The sequence below is a fragment of the Flavobacterium yafengii genome (assembly GCF_030010375.1).
GTDB classification, from domain to species: Bacteria; Bacteroidota; Bacteroidia; order Flavobacteriales; family Flavobacteriaceae; genus Flavobacterium; species Flavobacterium yafengii.
Genome location: NZ_JASCRY010000005.1, coordinates 88,180 through 107,451 on the forward strand (window position 1 = coordinate 88,180; position 19,272 = coordinate 107,451).

Below are 19,272 nucleotides of genomic sequence, written 5' to 3' on the forward strand. Positions count from 1 at the left end.
TTTGTCTTATAAAAAAAATACAAACGAACGATAGAATATGAAATTACTAGAAGGAAAAGTAGCCATAATTACAGGTGCGAGTCGCGGAATTGGAAAAGGAATTGCTGAAGTTTTTGCAAAACATGGTGCAAATGTTGCATTTACATATAGTTCCTCTGTAGAATCAGCTTTGGCATTAGAAAATGAATTGAACGCTCTTGGAATTAAAGCTAAAGGATATCAATCAAATGCTGCCGATTTTAATGAAGCACAAACTTTTGTAGACGCTGTTTTGGCTGAATTTGGGACAGTTGATATTTTAATTAACAACGCCGGAATTACTAAAGACAACCTTTTGATGCGTATGTCTGAAGGAGATTTCGATCAAGTAATTGATGTTAACTTGAAATCAGTTTTTAATATGACCAAAGCCATTCAACGTACTTTCCTGAAACAACGTTCTGGTTCTATAATCAATATGAGTTCAGTTGTAGGAGTGAAAGGAAATGCAGGACAAACTAATTATGCTGCTTCTAAAGCGGGAGTTATCGGTTTTTCAAAATCCGTAGCTTTAGAATTAGGATCTCGTAATATTCGTTGCAATGTAATTGCTCCAGGTTTTATAGAAACAGAAATGACCGCTAAATTAAACGAAGATGTTGTAAAAGGATGGAGAGACGGAATTCCGTTGAAACGTGGAGGAACGACTGAAGATGTTGCTAATGCGTGTCTTTTCTTTGCTTCAGACATGAGTGCGTATGTAACTGGACAGGTTATGAATGTTTGTGGAGGAATGCTTACCTAAAATAATTATAAATTATAAATTATAAATGATGAATTTTAAATGGTGAAAGAATTCAAAATTTAAAATTCATCATTTAAAATAAAAAAAGAATGACAACAAACACGCTATTATTATTACTTCTTTCTATACTAATAGCTTGCGGTTTGTCGTTTTTTCAATATATCTACAAAGCCAAAAACAAATCGAAAATCGGTTGGTTTTTGGCTTTTTTGCGTTTTTTATCCATTTTTGGACTTTTATTGTTGTTGATTAATCCAATACTAACCAAAAATACGCTTGAAACCATAAAAACTCCTTTGCCAATTGTTGTTGATAATTCGAGTTCCATTTCTTTTTTGAATGCGAATGAAAAAGCAGTTGAATTGTATAAAAAAATACAATCAAATTCAGCTTTGCAAGAGAAATTCGACGTACAATCGTATCAGTTTTCAGATGATTTTGAACCGACTGAAACATTTGATTTTAAAGGAACTCAAACTAATATTGATGTTGTTGCCAAAAATCTAAAAAGCATTTATAAAAACGCAATCTATCCAACGGTTTTAATTACGGATGGAAATCAAACTTCAGGGAATGATTACGTCTATAGTTTTAATGCTGTAAATAAAGTATATCCAGTAATTGTAGGTGATACAACAACTTTTTTAGATTTTAAGATCAATCAGCTCAACGTTAATAAATACGCTTTTCACAAAAATAAATTTCCTGTAGAAGCTTTTTTACACTATTCAGGAACTAAAAGTGTAACAGCAGATTTTATCATTTCACAAGGAAATTCAGTATTCAGTAAACAATCTATTACCTTTTCGCCTTCCAAAAAAACGGCAACTGTAAGTGTACTTTTACCGGCTGATAAAATAGGATTACAGGTTTTTAAAGCCTCTATTTCATCGAAAGAAAAGGAAAAAAATACGTATAATAATACCAAGAATTTTGCGGTTGAAGTTATTGACCAAAAAACAAATATTGCTATTGTATCAGCTATAAATCATCCTGATTTAGGGGCGCTAAAAAGAGCCATTGAATCCAATGTACAACGTAAAGTAACGATTGCTAAACCAAATGAAATCAAAACATTACAATATTTTAGTGTTTTGGTTTTATACCAACCGACAACCGAATTCAAAACCATTTTTGAGAGTAATAAAGGTGCCGGAATCAATACGTTTATTATTACTGGAAACAACACCGATTTCAATTTTCTGAATCAACAGCAGGATAATTTGAACTTTAAAATGAGCGGACAGAAAGAAGATTATTTGTCGGTTTTTAATGCGCAGTTTAATTTGTTTGCAGCTGACAATATCGGGTTTGAAAATTTACCGCCTTTACAAAATGCTTTTGGAACCGTAACTACAAAAGGTGCGGTGTCTGTTTTGCTTTCATCCAAAATTAGAACAATAGATACCAATGCGCCTTTACTGGCTTTTGCAGAAAATCAAGGCAGGCGAGCCGCATATCTTTTGGGAGAAAATAGTTGGAAATGGCGCTTGCAAACACACGTCAACAATCAATCTTTTGAAAAATATGATATTTTCATGGATAAGATTATTCAATTTTTAGCTTCCAATAATTCTAAAAAATCATTAGTGGTTGAACATGAAAGTTTTTATAATTCAGGTGACCCCATTGAAATAACTGCGCAATATTTCAATAAAAATTATGAGTTTGATGAAAAAGCCCGTTTGACTATTGCGGTAACAAATACCAAAACCAAGCAAACGAAAAACTACGATTTATTGAAAGGAAATAATTCGTATAAAGTCAATCTTGACGGATTGAAAGCCGGCCCTTATGCGTTTACGGTAAAAGAATTGAATTCTAAAACGACGTATTCCAGTAGTTTTGAAATTCTTGATTTTGATATCGAAAAGCAATTTGTTAATCCCGATGTAGAGAAATTGACACAATTGGCCACGCAAACACAAGGAAAAGTATTTTTCCCGGATCAAGTAGATGCATTGATTAAAACGCTTTTAGAAAATGAAGAATATAAAGCGATAGAAAAGAACATTGTCACAAAAAGGCCTTTGATTGATTGGATTTGGTTACTGGTTTTGATTTCAATTTTACTGGCAACCGAATGGTTTGTTCGAAAATACAACGGATTACTGTAATACAATTAAACAACATGGATTTTAGACTAAAAGTATTTTATACTGTTGCCAATCGGTTGAGTTTTACAAAAGCTGCAACGGAATTGTTTATTACACAACCTGCGATTTCCAAACATATTCAGGAATTAGAAGAGCAATATAAAATCAAATTGTTTGATAGAAATGGTTCTAAAATCTCACTGACAACTGCCGGTGAAGTATTATTAAAACACACTAAAAACATTTTTGAAGTATACCGCGAAATAGATTTTGATATGAGCACGCTGATTAATCAACGTTCTGGATTGTTGCGATTAGGAGCCAGTACAACTATTTCTCAGTATATAATCCCGCCGCTTTTAGCTCGTTTTCATCAAAAAATGCAGGATGTAAAAGTGAATTTACTGAATGGAAACACGGAACAAATAGAAAACTCTTTATTAAAACAGGAGATTGAAATAGGAATAGTTGAAGGACAATCAAAAAATAAATCCATTAAATATACGGAGTTTTTAAAAGACGAATTGGTTTTAGTCTGTAAGAGTTCCAATCCATTAGTCAGTCTTGACGAAGTGAATCAAGAAGATCTTAAAAGGATGCATTTTTTAATGCGGGAACAAGGTTCAGGAACACTTGAAGTTATTGAACATGCGTTGAAACCATTTGAAATTAAACTATCAGAATTAAAAATTGAAATGCAATTAGGAAGCACCGAAAGTATAAAATCCTATTTGATGAACTCTGATTGCGTGGCTTTTATATCCATTCATGCAGTAAAAAAAGAACTTAAAAACAATGAATTGGCTATACTGGACATTAAAGACCTGATTATAGAACGTTTCTTTTATATCATTACGTTGCAAGGAAAAACCGATTCGCTTTCGGATTTGTTCATCCAGAACATTTCGAATCATTATAATTTAAAGTTATAGCAGATTATAATTTGCGATTGGCATAAATAGATTTATCTCTCCACCTTTGTATCGTAATAATTTAACAACTTTACATTGGAAACGCATCAAAAAGTAATTCAAAAAGAATCTTTTATTTTTTTTAAAGTAAATCCCAAATTGCAGCAACTCATTTTTGTTGTATTGATATTGTTCTGCACAACAATTTTTGTTTCTCCGCTGATTGCTTTAGTATTAGGATTGATTGTAGCCAACCTTTTTGGACATCCTTTTTTAGAATTGAATCATAAAGCCATCAATTATCTGTTGCAATTTTCAGTAGTGGGACTAGGATTCGGAATGAATGTCCACAGTGCTGTTTCCGCAGGAAAAGAAGGCTTTTTGTTTACTGTCATTTCTATCTTCAGTACTTTAGTTTTAGGAACTTTTCTGGGAAAATGGTTTAAAACGGAGAAGAAAACATCTCATTTAATTTCTTGTGGAACTGCAATTTGTGGTGGAAGTGCAATTGCTGCTATTGCTCCCGTAATCAAATCAAATGAAAAACAAACCTCCGTTGCTTTGGGAGTGATATTCATTCTGAATTCGGTGGCTTTATTTTTGTTTCCCGCCGTGGGTGATTGGTTGGATTTATCACAAAAAGAGTTTGGATTATGGTGCGCCATTGCCATTCATGATACCAGTTCTGTGGTGGGAGCAGCCAGTAAATATGGTCCCGAAGCATTACAAATTGCCACAACAGTAAAATTAGCCCGCGCGTTATGGATTATTCCTGTAGCATTGATTACTGCTTTTGTTTTCAAAAATAAATCTGGAAAAATAAAAATTCCTTATTTCATCGGATTGTTTATTTTGGCGATGATTACCAATACCTATCTGCCACAAATGGAGAGTATAGCACCACATTTGGTTTCAGTTTCCAAAATAGGTTTGACGGTGACTTTGTTTCTTATTGGAGCCGGATTAAATAGAACTGTTTTAAAATCGGTGGGATTGAAACCGCTTGCGCAAGGAATTTTGCTTTGGACATTCATAGCAATCGCTACTTTGGTCTCGATTATTTATCTAAAATAGTTTTATGATGAAAGGTTTTTCGTTTGATGACATGAAATTGCAATCGGATATAATCATACAAAAGCGCAATTAATAAAAATGTTGCCGCAACAAAAAGGGTTTTCATTTCCAATAAATTATAAAGAAAACCTCCTGAAAAACAGCCGATAAAAAAGAACGCAATAATGGATAATCTCAGATAGATACTGGTTTTTAATTTTTTCTTTTCTTCAGGTTTTTTATAGAAAAATAATTGAGACAATTCAATTCCTAAATCGGTAAAAAGTCCTGTTAAATGGGTTGTTCGGACAGTAGATTGAGAAATTTTGGTTACCAAAGAGTTTTGTATTCCCATGGCAAAAAGCATCGAAAAAGCAATCCATTTTCCTTCAGAACTGGATAATGCTGATTGTGCTCCGAAAATTCCAACACCAATCAAAACAATCATTTCCAGTGAAATAGGAATGACATGAGATAAATTTGGATGTTTTTTCGAAATCAATTCCGCTAAAAAATTAGAGGTAAAAGCACCAAACAAAAAGAAAATAGTAAACACAAAAAAGGTAATTGCGGCTGCATAATCTCGCTTCATGATTTCTTCGGCAAAGTAGGCGAAATGGCCTGTAACATTGGTAGTTAATGTTTGTATCGATAAAACTCCCGTAACATTTACAATTCCGGCTACAAAAGATAATAAAGTGGCTAAACGAAGATTATGAATAAAAGTTCTGTTTTTTCCTTGATGTCGAAACATATTTGTAGTTTTCTTTTTTTAATTAACAGAATCTTAAACCCAATTTTTTCTAATAACGATTTAAAGAAATACATTTGCATTTCAAAAAAATAAATTTAATGAAAAATTTTAAAATTAGACCTACACTTATCGCGTTATCTACTCTTGGAGTTGCTTTTTTTCTTTTGTCATGGGGAGTTATCGGTCATGAACGAATCAATAGAGCCGCGGTAATGGCCCTTCCAAAACCATTACAAACCTTTTTTTACAATCACATTGATTTTATTACACAAGAATCTACGGTTCCTGATTTGAGAAGAAATGTTTTGAATGATAAAGCAGAGCCACCTCGCCATTATTTTGACATGGAGAATTTTGGTGCTGTGGAGACTTTTCCTAAAAACATGGAAGAAGCAAAGCTAAAATACGATGAGAAGTTTTTGACTAAAAACGGAATATTGCCTTGGTATATTCAAGATATGATGGTCAAATTGACTAAAGCTTTCAAGGACAAAAGAAAGAACGAAATATTATTTATTGCAGCTGATTTAGGTCATTACATTGCAGATGCACATATGCCGTTGCATACTTCTGACAATCACGATGGACAAAACACCAATCAAAAAGGAATTCATTCCTTATGGGAGAGCCGTTTGCCGGAATTGTTTGCCAAAGACTATAAATTGAATGTAGCGCAAGGAAAATATTTAGAAAATGTAGACAAGGCAACTTGGGATATCATTTTTGACACGCACAGTTTAGTGGAACCTTTATTGGCTACAGATAAAAAACTAAGAACTGCAACTGCTGAAAACAAAATGTACGTAACGGATGCAGCTAGAAATGTTGTCAAAAACAAATATGGAGGAACGTTATATACTGATGAATATGCCGCTAAATTACACACAGATTTAAACGGAATGGTTGAACAACAAATGAAAAAAGCCATTACAGCCACAGCAAGTTTTTGGTACACGGCTTGGGTAAATGCAGGAAAACCGGATTTAAGTACTCTTGATGCTGCCGAACTTACAAAACGTAACAGTAAAACTTTAAAAAAGGATTTGAAAACTTTTGAAAAAGGGAATCTTTTTGGTTTGACAAACGAAAAAGAGTAACGTTCTATTTTCAATTAGAAAACGGGTGAGATTTTAATTTTACCCGTTTTTTTATGCTAATTAATTTTTTGATATTTCTTTTTCTTCAACATATCAGAGGCTGTTTGATAGTAGGAAATCGTTTCCTTTACTAAATCCGTTCTTTCTTTTGTGAGCGGTATTTGATTGTAAAATATTTGAAAATCAGGAGCCACCTTCTGGTTTGGTCTCAAAGTCAATTGAAATTGTTTTACTTTTTGTTTTGCAGAAATAATCGTCAAAACATTGTTTTTTATTAATCCTAAATCCTGGTAGGTAGCAATCAAAGCTCTGGGTTTGTAATCTGGTTTTAAAACATCCTGACCATAAAATTTACTTTGGTAATCAAAATTCAATAATCCAAATAGAGTTGGCATAACATCTATTTGCGACATCAGTTTCGTATATTTTTTCGGTTCAATAAACTCAGGACTATAAATGAGGGCTGGAATTCTATATTTATCTACCGGAAGCTCTGTTTTTCCTGCACTGGAAGCACAATGATCGGCTAAAATGACAAAAACGGTATTGGCAAACCAAGGTTGTTTTTTGGCCATTTCAAAGAATTTTTTCATCGCATAATCTGTATATTTTACACCACCGTCACGAGATTTTGCATCACCCGGAATATCAATTTTTCCATTTGGATAGGTGAAAGGTCTGTGATTGCTCACGGTCATAATATGATTAAAAAACGGCTTATTAGCTGCTGCTTCTTTGTTCATTACCTTGATTGCTTTGGTATAGATATCTTCATCACATACCCCCCAAATGTTTGCAAAAGTGATTTCATTTGGTTTAAATGTTTTTTTGTCAACAATTTCATATCCATTTCCTGTGAAGAAATCTTCCATATTATCAAAAAAAGCATCGCCTCCGTACATAAATTTTACAGCATATCCTCTTTGTTTAAATATGTTTCCCGTAGAAAATTTATTTTTATTGTCTTCTCGTTTTACCACACTTTCGCCAGCGGTAGGAGGAAAACATAAAGTAACGGCTTCAAGTCCGCGAACCGTTCTGTTTCCCACAGCATATAAGTTTGTAAAAACTAAACTTTTGGTTGCCAAACTATCTAAAAACGGAGTAATATTCTTTTCGTTACCATACATTTTCATAAACTCAGCACTGTAACTTTCAATAGTTATCAGAACCACGTTTTTATGATTTTCGGCAGCTTCATTTTTTATCTGTCTCCAAGTGGTTTCTCCTGAAATGGAAGGAATTTGTTGCTTTAATTGAGCAAAGGCTTCACTATTAGGAACTGTTTTGTAAAATTTGAAATAATCCAACTCACTATGCATAAATGCCAGGTAAAATTTGTAAATACCATTTGCCTGAAGTTCATTTGTAAAAACATTATGTGAGTTTTCTTTAGTGGACAAAAATGGTATTGCCAGTAATGAAAGGGCAAATAAAACTAAATAAATCCCGGATAATTTTATTTTTTCTACAAAAGCAGGAATACTTTCAATGTAGTTTTTTGATTTTTTTACAATCAGAAATGTCACAAATCCTGCAATTATAAACAGTGCTGAAAACAATGGAATCACAGGATAAGATTCCATAATATTTCCAATAACTTCATTGGTGTAAACCAAATAATTTACTGCAATAAAATTATATTTTACGCCAAATTCATTCCAGAAAAAGTATTCGCTGATTCCATTTTGTAAAATTAAAACCACGTAGATAAAAATTACAAAGGAGAACAACCAAAACCTGATTTGGCTTCGGTATTTAGGTAGGAAAAGTAATGTTCCAAATAAGATTGTTTTTATAGCAATGAAAGCGATACCAACTGTTGGTAAAGCACCACCATATTCATTAAGTATGGTTTTGCCTGATGAAACATAAAGTAATGAAGTTACGAGCAATCCAAAAATAATATATCCGTAGGGTTTTAAATATTTAGAATTGGATATGAAAATAAGATAGAGCCATAAGAAGCCACTAAGTAAAACAAAAATAAAAAAGTCAGATATAAACCCAAAAACAAATAAAGACAGCGTATCAGTCCAGATAAATGATGTTTGTGTTATGGGATGAAAAAATAGGATAAACCTTAAAAAAAAGCTTACGACAATGTAGAAGAGTAATAAATAATAAAAAGGAGATGACTTTTTGAGAAAATTCATAGTGCTGTTTTTACATACAAAAGTATACATAATTTTTAACGCTATTTTTTAAGAATTGCTTAATATTTTGTCAAAATACTGCCTTAGTACAAATAGATTTGTCAATTTTAAATGAATACTATTAAATTTTTAAAACTATCATAAAAATATTTTTCATCTGTATACAGGTTTTTTTTATTTTTTATAAAAAAAAACTAGAACTATTTTTTTTGCGTATGTAATCATATTAACCAACCTAATATAAAATAATCATGACTAGAAAAGAATTTTTTGCGAGAGTAGGATTTGGAGCAGCAACTGTTTTATTGCCAGCCTGTTTAGCCGGTTTGGCTACGAGCTGCAGCTCAGATGAATCAAATGATAGTGGTTCTTCAATACCAACACCAACTGCTACAAGTAATTTTACTGTTGATACCAGCACAGGAGTATTGGCCACAAATGGAGGTTTCATTGTTATGAAAGGAATCATCATTGCACGGACTAATACCGGGACTTTTTTGGCGGTATCTTCTTCATGCACTCACGAAGGTGTAACGCTTGGTTATGATAAGTCAGGGAATGTATTTGTTTGTCCAAGGCATAATTCTCAGTTTACAAGTACTGGCAAAGTAATTTCGGGACCTGCCCCATCCAATTTAAAACAATATCAGACTACTTTGTCAGGGACAACTTTAACCGTTATTGTCTAGTTCAATACATTTAAAGAATCATGTATATCTGTAAATAAGTCGTTAAATTAATTCTGTCTTAATTTTCACTGTCAGAAAACTATACTTCACTAGAAATAAATACTTTTACAGTATTAAAACAGATTTAAAAGATGAAAAAACAGGTCTTGTTCTTGTTTCTTTTTATAGGAACGTTAGGATATTCTCAAAACTGGAAAACTAATTTTGAAGAAGCAAAAACACAGTCAATTTCTGATAACAAAAATATCCTTCTTGTTTTTTCAGGATCAGACTGGTGTGCTCCATGCATTAAATTAGAGAATACGATTTGGAAATCAGAAGAATTTAAAAAGGAAGCTGACCAAAAATGGGTTATTTATAAAGCTGATTTTCCAAAGAAAAAAGCAAATCAACTAGTGCCAGAGTTAATGGAAAGCAATAAAAAATTGGCTGAAAAATACAATAAATCAGGAAATTTTCCATTAGTGTTACTTTTGGACAAAACGGGGAATGTATTAGGAATCACAGGTTTTAAAAACGTTTCTCCGGCTGATTATATTAAATTAATCCATTCATTTGAAAAATGATAAAGAGCATAATTTCCCTATGTTTATTATTTACAACTTTCATTTCTGTTGGTCAAATCGCCCACAAGAGAAAGTTGTCGATGTTAGGAAGTCCGTTTGAGGTCACTGCTGTTGCAAATGACACTATAAAAGCCAATGAATATATTGATTTGGCTGTAGCCGAAGTAAAACGAATTGAAAATTTAATATCAGATTGGATTCCGACTACACAAATTTCTGAAATCAACCGCAATGCAGGAATTAAACCTGTAAAAGTAGATGCTGAAGTTTTTGAATTGGTCGAAAGAGCTATTAAAATTTCCCAAATTACCAATGGCGCCTTTGATATTTCGTATGCTTCCATGGACAAAATATGGAAATTTGACGGTTCAATGAAAGTGATGCCAACAGAAGAAGCTATTAAAAAATCGGTGGCAAGAATTGGTTACAGAAATATTATTCTAAACAAGAAGGAACAAACCATTTTTCTAAAATTAGAAGGGATGAAATTAGGTTTGGGCGGAATTGGTCAAGGCTATATTGCTGATAAAGTGAAAAATTTATTGGTTTCAAAAGGTTGTACATCAGGAATTGTAAATGTTTCCGGAGATATTAATACTTGGGGAAAACAACCGGATGGAAAACTTTGGAATGTGGGTATTGTAAATCCTTTGAATAAAAATAAAGTTTTTGCCACATTTCCATTAGAAGACAGTGCTGTAGAAACTTCAGGAAGTTATGAAAAGTATGTTATTTTTAATGGTATACGATATTCCCATATAATTGATCCCAGAACCGGTTATCCGGCAACTGGCGTAGTCAGTGTATCTGTATTTGCAAAACAAACTGAAATTGCTGACGCTTTAGCTACAGGAATTTTTGTTCTTGGAGTAGAAGTGGGATTGGATTTAGTAAATCAACTTAAAGGTATTGAATGCATCATTGTTGATGATAAAGGCAAAATCCATTCGTCAAAAGGAATTGACATCAAAAAATATAATTAATACAAAAGATATTCAAAATGATAAAGACTATAACGGTTTTGTTTTTTGTACTGCTGATTTTACAATCGTGTAGTTCAGTAAAAGAATATGAAAAAGAAAAAATAAATGATCCTGACATGAAACTTTCCGCAAGAACTGCAGAGCGATATGAAACTTCCTTTCAAGTATATCGTGAAGCAGCCGCTGGAGCCAATGGTGGTAAATCAGGCGGTGGTTGCGGTTGCAACTAATTTACAAAAACAACAATTTATATAGTAAATAGTAATTTCTATACAATGAAAATAAAATTTTTATTTCTTTTAGGATTAATAAGTAGCATTGCCTTTTCGCAGGACAAAACTACCGCACCAGCATTTAAAAAACGAGTATTAGAAAGTACTGAGGTCGATTTTTTAGCCAGTTATTACAATCAGGACGGTTCAAAATCAGCTGTTTCAGGAGGTATAGGTTCTGAAAAATTAACGGATGTTGCCTCAAATATTGTAGTTTCAATGCCATTAAATGATGATGATGTTTTAACAATTGATTTAGGAATATCAGCCTATTCGTCAGCCTCATCGAGTAATATAAATCCGTTCAATGCTACAGGAGCTTCTGGCGGTGATGATGATAGATTAGCTGCTCCAACGCCTAGTGGAACTCCTTGGCAAGCTTCTTCTGGTGCTTCCAAAAGTGATCAATTAGTGTCAATTGTTGCTAATTACAGCCATAGTAGTGATTCCAGAAATTTTATTTGGAATACTGATGTTTCTTTTTCAAATGAATATGACTATACTTCAGTTGGTTTTGGAGGAGGAATTGCAACTCTTTTTAATGAAAAAAATACAGAATTAAGCTTGAAAGCCAATGTGTATCTTGATCAATGGCGACCTATTTATCCAACAGAGCTTCATGAATATTCAAAATATGGTGCTAATTTTTTAAATCAAGGCTATTTTAATGGCGTATCGGTTTTGGATCAAAATGGACAAACTACAACAAATTATTTGCCTTCAGCATTTCAAACGGTTAATGGCGTAAATAGAAACTCTTACTCAGCTTCAGTGGGTTTCTCTCAGGTTTTAACTAAAAAACTGCAATTTTCAATCTTCTTTGATGTTTTGCAACAACAAGGTTTATTATCGTCCCCTTATCACCGAATTTATTTTGCTGATAAAGCTAATTATTACATCGGTCAGGCACAATACATTAATAATTATGAAAGTTCAACTAATACCGGTGTTTATAAACTGGCTGATGATATAGAAAGATTACCAGATTCAAGATTTAAAATTCCTGTTGGAGCACGTTTGAATTATTACATTAATGAACGATTTATATTGAGAACCTATTACCGCTTTTATTCCGATAATTGGGATATTCAATCGCATACCGCAACGATTGAACTTCCTATAAAATTATCAGATAGATTTACTGTTTTTCCAATGTATCGGTATTATACCCAGACGGCTTCAAAGTATTATGCGCCTTATGAAACCCATTTATCAACAGAAAAATTTTATACTTCTGATGCTGATTTGGCTACATTTGATGCAAATCAATACGGTTTTGGAATCAATTACACTGATATTTTTACTGGTGCAAAAATTTGGAAATTTGGTTTGAAAAATATTGATTTTAGATTCAATCATTATGAAAGAAGTGACAATCTAAATGCTAACATTGGTACAATTGCATTTAAATTTGTAATGCAATAAAAACCTAAATTTATAAAATCATGCACATATTAATCGTGGAAGATGAAGCTGGTATTGTTCAATTTCTTCAGCAAGGATTAGAAGAAGAAGGATATACAATCACCAGTGCTTCGGATGGTTTAAAAGGATTTGAGCTGACTCAAAAAAACAATTTCGATTTGATTTTATTAGATTGGATGTTGCCAAAAATGACAGGACTGGAACTATGTAAATCCATTCGATTAAAAAACAGTCATACGCCAATCTTATTTTTGACAGCCAAAGATACGGTGCAAGAAACTATTGAGGGTTTAAAAGCGGGCGCTAATGATTATATCAAGAAACCATTTAGTTTTGACGAATTGCTGGAACGCATCAAAATTCATTTCAGAAACCAAAATGAAGATGAAATTCTTACTCTTGGAACAATTCAAATTGATATTGCCAAACATAGTGTTTTCGTAAGTGATATTGAAGTAAATTTGACCCAACGTGAGTTTGATTTGTTGAAATATTTGGTCAAAAACAAAGGCAAAGTATGCACCAGAACTCAAATTATTGAAGATGTCTGGGACATTCATTTTGAATACGATACCGGTGTTATTGATGTTTTTATGAATGCAATTCGTAAAAAATTGAATTTAAAAATTGAACAAGACTACATAAAAACTGTTCGCGGTGTAGGCTATATTGCTAATGACTAAATAAAAATGCAACAACTTTCCTTCAAAAATAGAATTGCCTCTAATTATATCGTTACTACAGCTTTGTTGATTTTTGTAGTTTTCTTTATTATCTATTCTATTGTTAAATTCAGTGTTTACAGCCATGTAAATAATGATATTACCAGTGAAGTAGAGAAACATCTCACCGAAATTGAAATTGTAGGCAATAGTTTTCATTTGATTCATGAAGAAGAATGGAAAGAACGGGAACACAATACGCTTGATGTAAATCCCGTATTTATTCAGTTTGTTGATCAAAATAGAAATGTGATTGAAAAATCGCCTAATCTTAAAAAATCCTCTTTATTATTTAATAAAGAAAATGGGGAGAACAAGCTTTTTGATACCAAATTAGCGGATAATTCTATTCGACAAATACAAGTTCCCATTTATCAAAAAGCAAAAATTATTGGGTACATCATAATTGCAATGTCCTTAGAAGATGCTACAATGGTACTTAATAATTTATTTGAAGTATTGCTTATTGCTTATCCTTTAATTTTGATAGTGCTGTTCTTTATTGCACGATTTATTGCTGGAAGGAGCATAAAACCCATTAGTTCCATTATTACTACCTCAAATATTATCACTAAAGACAATCTGACTTCTAGAATTCCGTTACCACAAAACCGTGATGAATTATTTGTTTTATCTCAAACCATCAATAATTTATTAGACCGAATAGAAACTGCTATCGAAAGAGAAAAACAATTCACTTCGGATGCATCGCATGAATTAAGAACGCCTTTGACGGTTATCAAAGGCACATTGGAAGTTTTGATTCGCAAGCCCAGAAATCACGCAGAATATGAAGAAAAAATTAATTTTTGTGTTACAGAAGTCGATCGTTTGAATCATCTAGTGGATCAGTTGCTTTTATTGGCTCGATTTGAAAATCAAAAACAAAGTTTAAATATAGAAAAAGTCTATTTGAATGCTATATTTTTAGATACTACTGCCAGAAATTCTACTGCGATTCAGTCTAAAAAAATTAATGTTTCAACAAATTTCCCTAGAGATTATTACATAGAAACGGATAGTTATTTATTTTTAATTGTTGTTAATAATTTGATTTCTAATGCTTTGAAATATTCGAATCAAGAAGGGAATTTAACAGTTAATATAAAAAGCGTAGCCTCTAAAATTGAATGCCACATCATTGATACCGGAATAGGAATACCTACGGAGGATTTAGAAAATATTTTCAATCAATTTTATCGTTCAAAATCAAATGAACATCCTGAAATAAAAGGGACTGGATTGGGCTTGTCTATTGTAAAAAGACTGTGTTCATTGCTCAATATTGACATTACAATTACCAGTGAAGAAAATGTAGGAACACGGGTTGTATTAAGTTTATTTGAAGCAGACCTTAAGTAATTCTTAAGTAAATCCTTATCTTTAAATCTTAGATTTGTAAAAAACAAATTAAGGTAAAAATGCTCGAAAAAATTATTGCTTTTAGTTTAAAAAACAAACTGATTATCTTACTCTTTACTTTAGGAGTTTTTGGATTTGGTTTGTTTTCTGTATTCCAAATATCCATTGGAGCAGTTCCAGACGTAACAAATAACCAAGTTCAGGTAATCACAACTTCTCGTAACCTTTCTACACAAGATATTGAACAGTTTATCACGTATCCTGTAGAAATTGAAATGGCTAATTTGCCTGGTGTCAAAGAAATTCGTTCTATTTCAAAATTTGGTTTATCTGTTGTTACGATCGTTTTTGATGAAAATTTAGGAACCTATCTTCCAAGACAACTTATCGCGGAAAAAATCAAAACAGCTTCTGAGAAAATCCCGCAAGGTTTTGGAACACCAGAAATGGGTCCAATTACTACAGGACTTGGCGAAATCTACCAATACACTTTAGAAGTAAAACCTGAATTCAAAAATAATTATTCGGTAACTGATTTGCGTACCATTCAAGATTGGGTGGTAAAAAGGCAACTATCTGGAATAAAAGGTGTTGTAGAAATCAATACTTGGGGTGGTTTTCTAAAGCAATATGAAATTGCCATTAACCCGTCGAGTTTGAAAGCAATGAACATCACTACTGCTGATGTTTTTACGGCGCTAGAAAAAAATAACAGTATTGCTGGTGGTGCCTATATCGAAAAAGTAAATCAAAGTTATTTTATTCGAGGCGAAGGAAAGGTAAATTCACTGCAAGATATTGAAAATATAGTCGTTAAAACCACGAATGGATTGCCTGTTTATATCAAAAATGTAGCTCAAGTTCGGTTTGGTCATGCCAATCGTTTTGGTGCAATTACGGGTAATGGAGAAGGCGAAAAAGTTTTGGGGCAAGTCATGATGCTCAAAGGAGGAAATTCAAAACAAGTTATTAGCGATGTCAAAGACAGGGTAATTGAAATAGAAAAATCCTTGCCTGATGGCGTGTATATCAATGGTTTTCTGGAACGTAGTGAATTAGTAGGAAAAACTACTTTTACCGTTGCCGAAAACTTGATTTTAGGATGTTTAATTGTGATTTTTGTCGTGGTTTTATTATTAGGAAACTGGCGTTCGGGATTGGTGGTAGCTTCTGTAATTCCGTTGTGTTTATTATTCGCCATTTCGTTCATGAATATTTTTGGCATCGATGCCAATTTAATGAGTCTTGGAGCCATTGATTTTGGAATTATCATTGATGGCGCCGTAATTATTGTCGAGTTTATTGCTTTTCAAATTGCCAGTAAATCAGCTCATTTAGTGAATCTTAACAAAGAAGAACGCCAGCTGGAAATTGACCAAATCACCTATAAAAGTGCTTCCAAAATGATGAATTCGGCTATTTTCGGCCAATTGATTATTCTGATTGTTTTTATTCCAATTCTATCCTTATCCGGAATTGAAGGTAAAATGTTCAAACCGATGGCGATGACTTTTAGTTTTGCATTATTAGGTGCGATGATCTTTTGTTTTACCTATGTTCCGGTGGTTTCTTCTTTATTTTTAAAACCAAAAGAAGAAAATCCAAATTCATTATCCAGTAAACTAATTCGTAAACTCAATTCCGGGTATTTGCCCATAATTACTTGGGCGATAAGCAATACCAAAAAAGTATTATACGGAGCATTAGGATTGTTATTGCTGGCCATTGGATTATTTGCAACCATGGGAGGAGAATTTATTCCTACGCTTGACGAAGGGGATTTTGTGATTCAGCCCGTTTTAAAAACTGGAACTTCTTTGACAAAAACAATAGCGATAACGACCAAAATAGAGAAAATAATCCTTAAAAATTTCCCGGAAGTTACACAGGTTGTCAGCAGAATTGGAGCTGCCGAAGTGCCTACAGATCCAATGTCCATGGAAGAAAGCGATGTTATTGTAAAATTGAAACCCAAATCAGAATGGACTTCGGCTTCCACTAAAGATGAATTGGCAGATAAAATAAAAGCAGCATTGGAAAAAGAAATCCCGAATATGGAAGTTGAGTTTACGCAGCCTATCGAAATGCGTTTCAATGAATTAATTTCTGGAACCCGCTCAGATGTGGCAGTTAAAGTTTTTGGCGAAGACTTAAATATTTTGGCACAGAAAGCGCATGAAATCAAAAATGCTATTGCAAAAGTAGAAGGCGCTTCGGATATTATTATCGAAAAAACAGAAGGTTTGCCACAAATGTCAGTCGTTTATGATCGTTCGAAAATTGCCCGTTACGGTTTGAATATTGCTGATTTGAACGAAATGATTGCTCTTGGCTTTGCCGGAAAAACCGTTGGAAATGTTTTTGAAGGCGAGAAACGTTTTGATATGGTAATTCGTTTGGATCAAGCAAACCGTCACGATATTGAAGATTTGCGTAATTTATATGTGCCAACACCAAACGGAGAACAAATTCCGTTGAGCGAATTGGCTTCAATCGAATATAGCGAAGGTCCCGCAAAAATTTCAAGAGACAATACCAATAGAAGAATTGTAGTGGGAATCAACGTTCGAAACCGCGATTTACAAAGTGTAGTTACCGATATTCAGAAAATTGTAGACACTCAAATTAAATTACCAGCCGGTTATTATGTGAAATACGGCGGACAATTTGAAAATTTACAAAGCGCCAAAGCCCGATTGATGATTGCAGTTCCTATCGCTTTATTTTTGATTTTTATCCTTTTATATTTTGCATTTGGCTCCGTAAAAGAAGCGTTAATGGTGTATTCAGCAATTCCTTTATCAGCAGTAGGTGGAGTTCTATTTTTATGGATGAGAGATTTGCCGTTCAGTATTTCGGCAGGCGTTGGATTCATCGCACTTTTCGGAATTGCTGTATTAAACGGAATTGTACTAATCGAACATTTTAAAGAACTCAAACACCAAGGCATGAAAGATATCGATGCATTAATTTTAAAAGGAACTACGGATAGATTACGTCCTGTTTTATTAACTGCTTCGGCTGCTGCATTAGGATTTTTACCAATGGCAATTTCATCTTCGGCTGGTGCCGAAGTGCAACGACCATTAGCAACGGTAGTAATTGGCGGATTATTTACGGCAACTATTTTGACGATGATTGTGCTGCCTATTTTATACAAAGTTTTTGATAGTCAAGCCTACAAAAAAGCGAAGTTTAAGAAGCATCAAAGTGCTACTTATATGATTTTGTTATTGTTGAGTTCTTCATTGGCTTTTTCACAAAATTCTAATCCGGAACTGGATAGTTTATTGGCTAAAGCAATTCAAAATAATAAAGGAATTAAAGCGGCTCAATTGCAAGTGGAAAAAACAAAAGCCAACATCAAAACGGCAAATACTTTTGATAAAACCAATATTTATTACAGTTACGATCAAAATAATTTGGCACTCAATAACGAACCTTTACGAGTATTTGGCGTACAGCAACGCTTTTCTTTTCCAACGGTTTACGGAGCGCAGAAAAAAGTATTTTCTTCTGAATATGAAAGGGAAAAAGCCAATTTTGATATTCAAAAAAACAAACTTTCTTTAGCTGTTTCTAAATCATATCAGCATATCGTTTATTTGCAACATCAAGAAAAACTGTACCACTATTTAGATAGTTTGTACCAAAATTTCTCTAAAGCAAGCGATAGACGATTTGAATTAGGAGAAACTAATTATCTGGAAAAAATTACCGCTCAAGCTAAATTTAGACAAATAAGAACCAAGCTTTCGCAAATTGAGAATGATAAAAAAGCACAATACGAGCTGTTGCAATCCTTACTTCAAAACGATGAAATAATAACAATAAGTAGCAATTCAATTGCACCTTTAAATACTTTTACTGATGCAACAAGTAAATTATTTTATACTACTTATTTAGAAAGTGTTACTGAAAATTATAAAAATCAAATAAAGCTACAAAAACAACATTGGCTACCGGATATTAATTTGGATTATTTTCAAGGAAGAAATAAAGGATTATCACAGTCGTTGTATGGTTTTCAAGTTGGTTTAGCAGTACCAATATTATTCTCTGGTAACGTTTCTAAAACTAAAGTAGCGCAGCTCGAATTACAAAGTTGGGAACAACAAAAGCAAAATGAAGAAGTAAAAATAGAGAAGTACATTAATCAAAAAAAGAATGAATTAGCGAAGCATCAGGAAGCGATTAACTACTACAATTTATACGGAAAAAAATTATCGGATGAGATTATAAAAGTAGGGAACAACAGTTATAAACATGGTGAGATTGATTTTTTTCAATACATCCAAAGTTTAGAAAATGCCACTACAATTCAAGTGGATTATTTAGATGCTATTTTACAATTCAATCAAACCCAATTAGATTTACAATACCTAAATTTTTAAAATACAAC

Annotated in this window: 15 protein-coding genes; 13 read left to right on the forward strand and 2 right to left on the reverse strand. The window is 32.9% G+C overall.

The window, feature by feature from the left end; genetic code table 11:
* Positions 1–37: 37 nt before the first annotated feature.
* From fabG to QLS97_RS15035, 4 genes are all read left to right on the forward strand, one after another.
* On the forward strand, positions 38–784 hold the full coding sequence (gene fabG, locus QLS97_RS15020; protein WP_035672321.1) for a 3-oxoacyl-[acyl-carrier-protein] reductase: 747 nt from the start codon (positions 38–40) through the stop codon (positions 782–784).
* Between the two features lie 89 nt (positions 785–873).
* The gene (locus QLS97_RS15025) at positions 874–2,901 is read left to right on the forward strand and encodes a hypothetical protein (protein ID WP_282717778.1); all 2,028 of its coding nucleotides are present in this window, start codon (positions 874–876) and stop codon (positions 2,899–2,901) included.
* Between the two features lie 14 nt (positions 2,902–2,915).
* The gene (locus QLS97_RS15030) at positions 2,916–3,812 is read left to right on the forward strand and encodes a LysR family transcriptional regulator (protein WP_282717779.1); all 897 of its coding nucleotides are present in this window, start codon (positions 2,916–2,918) and stop codon (positions 3,810–3,812) included.
* A 96-nt stretch (positions 3,813–3,908) separates the two neighbouring features.
* The gene (locus tag QLS97_RS15035) at positions 3,909–4,865 is read left to right on the forward strand and encodes a YeiH family protein (protein ID WP_487046838.1); all 957 of its coding nucleotides are present in this window, start codon (positions 3,909–3,911) and stop codon (positions 4,863–4,865) included.
* Here QLS97_RS15035 and QLS97_RS15040 read toward each other — a convergent pair.
* Positions 4,849–5,598: a YoaK family protein gene (locus QLS97_RS15040; RefSeq protein ID WP_282717782.1), complete on the reverse strand. Its 750-nt coding sequence runs from the start codon at positions 5,596–5,598 to the stop codon at positions 4,849–4,851. The genes QLS97_RS15035 and QLS97_RS15040 overlap by 17 nt on opposite strands.
* A 98-nt stretch (positions 5,599–5,696) precedes the next feature.
* Between QLS97_RS15040 and QLS97_RS15045 the strand changes: the two genes are divergently transcribed.
* Positions 5,697–6,695: a zinc dependent phospholipase C family protein gene (locus tag QLS97_RS15045; protein ID WP_282717784.1), complete on the forward strand. Its 999-nt coding sequence runs from the start codon at positions 5,697–5,699 to the stop codon at positions 6,693–6,695.
* A 56-nt stretch (positions 6,696–6,751) separates the two neighbouring features.
* On the opposite strand, the gene QLS97_RS15050 is transcribed toward QLS97_RS15045, so the two are convergent.
* The gene (locus QLS97_RS15050) at positions 6,752–8,851 is read right to left on the reverse strand and encodes an LTA synthase family protein (protein ID WP_282717786.1); all 2,100 of its coding nucleotides are present in this window, start codon (positions 8,849–8,851) and stop codon (positions 6,752–6,754) included.
* A gap of 251 nt (positions 8,852–9,102) precedes the next feature.
* On the opposite strand from QLS97_RS15050, the gene QLS97_RS15055 reads away from it, so the two are divergent.
* The 8 genes from QLS97_RS15055 (at position 9,103) to QLS97_RS15090 (ending at position 19,264) form a co-directional block, all read left to right on the forward strand.
* Complete coding sequence (locus QLS97_RS15055; protein ID WP_282717787.1) at positions 9,103–9,540, forward strand: QcrA and Rieske domain-containing protein; 438 nt, start codon at positions 9,103–9,105, stop codon at positions 9,538–9,540.
* A gap of 131 nt (positions 9,541–9,671) precedes the next feature.
* Complete coding sequence (locus QLS97_RS15060; protein WP_282717788.1) at positions 9,672–10,106, forward strand: thioredoxin family protein; 435 nt, start codon at positions 9,672–9,674, stop codon at positions 10,104–10,106.
* Positions 10,103–11,089 (forward strand): FAD:protein FMN transferase, encoded by a 987-nt coding sequence (locus QLS97_RS15065; RefSeq protein WP_282717789.1) that lies wholly within the window; start codon positions 10,103–10,105, stop codon positions 11,087–11,089. The genes QLS97_RS15060 and QLS97_RS15065 overlap by 4 nt, the downstream gene beginning before the upstream one ends.
* Before the next feature lie 17 nt (positions 11,090–11,106).
* Positions 11,107–11,319, forward strand: a complete 213-nt coding sequence (locus QLS97_RS15070) for a DUF4266 domain-containing protein (protein WP_282717791.1) — start codon at positions 11,107–11,109, stop codon at positions 11,317–11,319.
* A gap of 45 nt (positions 11,320–11,364) precedes the next feature.
* Positions 11,365–12,786, forward strand: a complete 1,422-nt coding sequence (locus QLS97_RS15075; RefSeq protein WP_282717792.1) for a DUF3570 domain-containing protein — start codon at positions 11,365–11,367, stop codon at positions 12,784–12,786.
* Positions 12,787–12,806: 20 nt separating this feature from the next.
* Complete coding sequence (locus QLS97_RS15080) at positions 12,807–13,469, forward strand: response regulator transcription factor (RefSeq protein ID WP_282717793.1); 663 nt, start codon at positions 12,807–12,809, stop codon at positions 13,467–13,469.
* Between the two features lie 6 nt (positions 13,470–13,475).
* Positions 13,476–14,870, forward strand: a complete 1,395-nt coding sequence (locus QLS97_RS15085; protein ID WP_282717794.1) for a sensor histidine kinase — start codon at positions 13,476–13,478, stop codon at positions 14,868–14,870.
* A 59-nt stretch (positions 14,871–14,929) separates the two neighbouring features.
* The gene (locus QLS97_RS15090; RefSeq protein WP_282717795.1) at positions 14,930–19,264 is read left to right on the forward strand and encodes a CusA/CzcA family heavy metal efflux RND transporter; all 4,335 of its coding nucleotides are present in this window, start codon (positions 14,930–14,932) and stop codon (positions 19,262–19,264) included.
* Positions 19,265–19,272 lie beyond the last annotated feature (8 nt).

Coding starts and splice junctions, on each gene's coding strand:
- QLS97_RS15075 (WP_282717792.1), top strand. CDS start 11,365: ATGAAAATAAAATTTTTATTTCTTTTAGGATTAATAAGTAGCATTGCC.
- QLS97_RS15045 (WP_282717784.1), top strand. CDS start 5,697: ATGAAAAATTTTAAAATTAGACCTACACTTATCGCGTTATCTACTCTT.
- QLS97_RS15070 (WP_282717791.1), top strand. CDS start 11,107: ATGATAAAGACTATAACGGTTTTGTTTTTTGTACTGCTGATTTTACAA.
- QLS97_RS15080 (WP_282717793.1), top strand. CDS start 12,807: ATGCACATATTAATCGTGGAAGATGAAGCTGGTATTGTTCAATTTCTT.
- QLS97_RS15050 (WP_282717786.1), bottom strand. CDS start 8,851: ATGAATTTTCTCAAAAAGTCATCTCCTTTTTATTATTTATTACTCTTC.
- QLS97_RS15055 (WP_282717787.1), top strand. CDS start 9,103: ATGACTAGAAAAGAATTTTTTGCGAGAGTAGGATTTGGAGCAGCAACT.
- QLS97_RS15085 (WP_282717794.1), top strand. CDS start 13,476: ATGCAACAACTTTCCTTCAAAAATAGAATTGCCTCTAATTATATCGTT.
- QLS97_RS15025 (WP_282717778.1), top strand. CDS start 874: ATGACAACAAACACGCTATTATTATTACTTCTTTCTATACTAATAGCT.
- QLS97_RS15065 (WP_282717789.1), top strand. CDS start 10,103: ATGATAAAGAGCATAATTTCCCTATGTTTATTATTTACAACTTTCATT.
- QLS97_RS15090 (WP_282717795.1), top strand. CDS start 14,930: ATGCTCGAAAAAATTATTGCTTTTAGTTTAAAAAACAAACTGATTATC.
- QLS97_RS15060 (WP_282717788.1), top strand. CDS start 9,672: ATGAAAAAACAGGTCTTGTTCTTGTTTCTTTTTATAGGAACGTTAGGA.
- QLS97_RS15030 (WP_282717779.1), top strand. CDS start 2,916: ATGGATTTTAGACTAAAAGTATTTTATACTGTTGCCAATCGGTTGAGT.
- fabG (WP_035672321.1), top strand. CDS start 38: ATGAAATTACTAGAAGGAAAAGTAGCCATAATTACAGGTGCGAGTCGC.
- QLS97_RS15040 (WP_282717782.1), bottom strand. CDS start 5,598: ATGTTTCGACATCAAGGAAAAAACAGAACTTTTATTCATAATCTTCGT.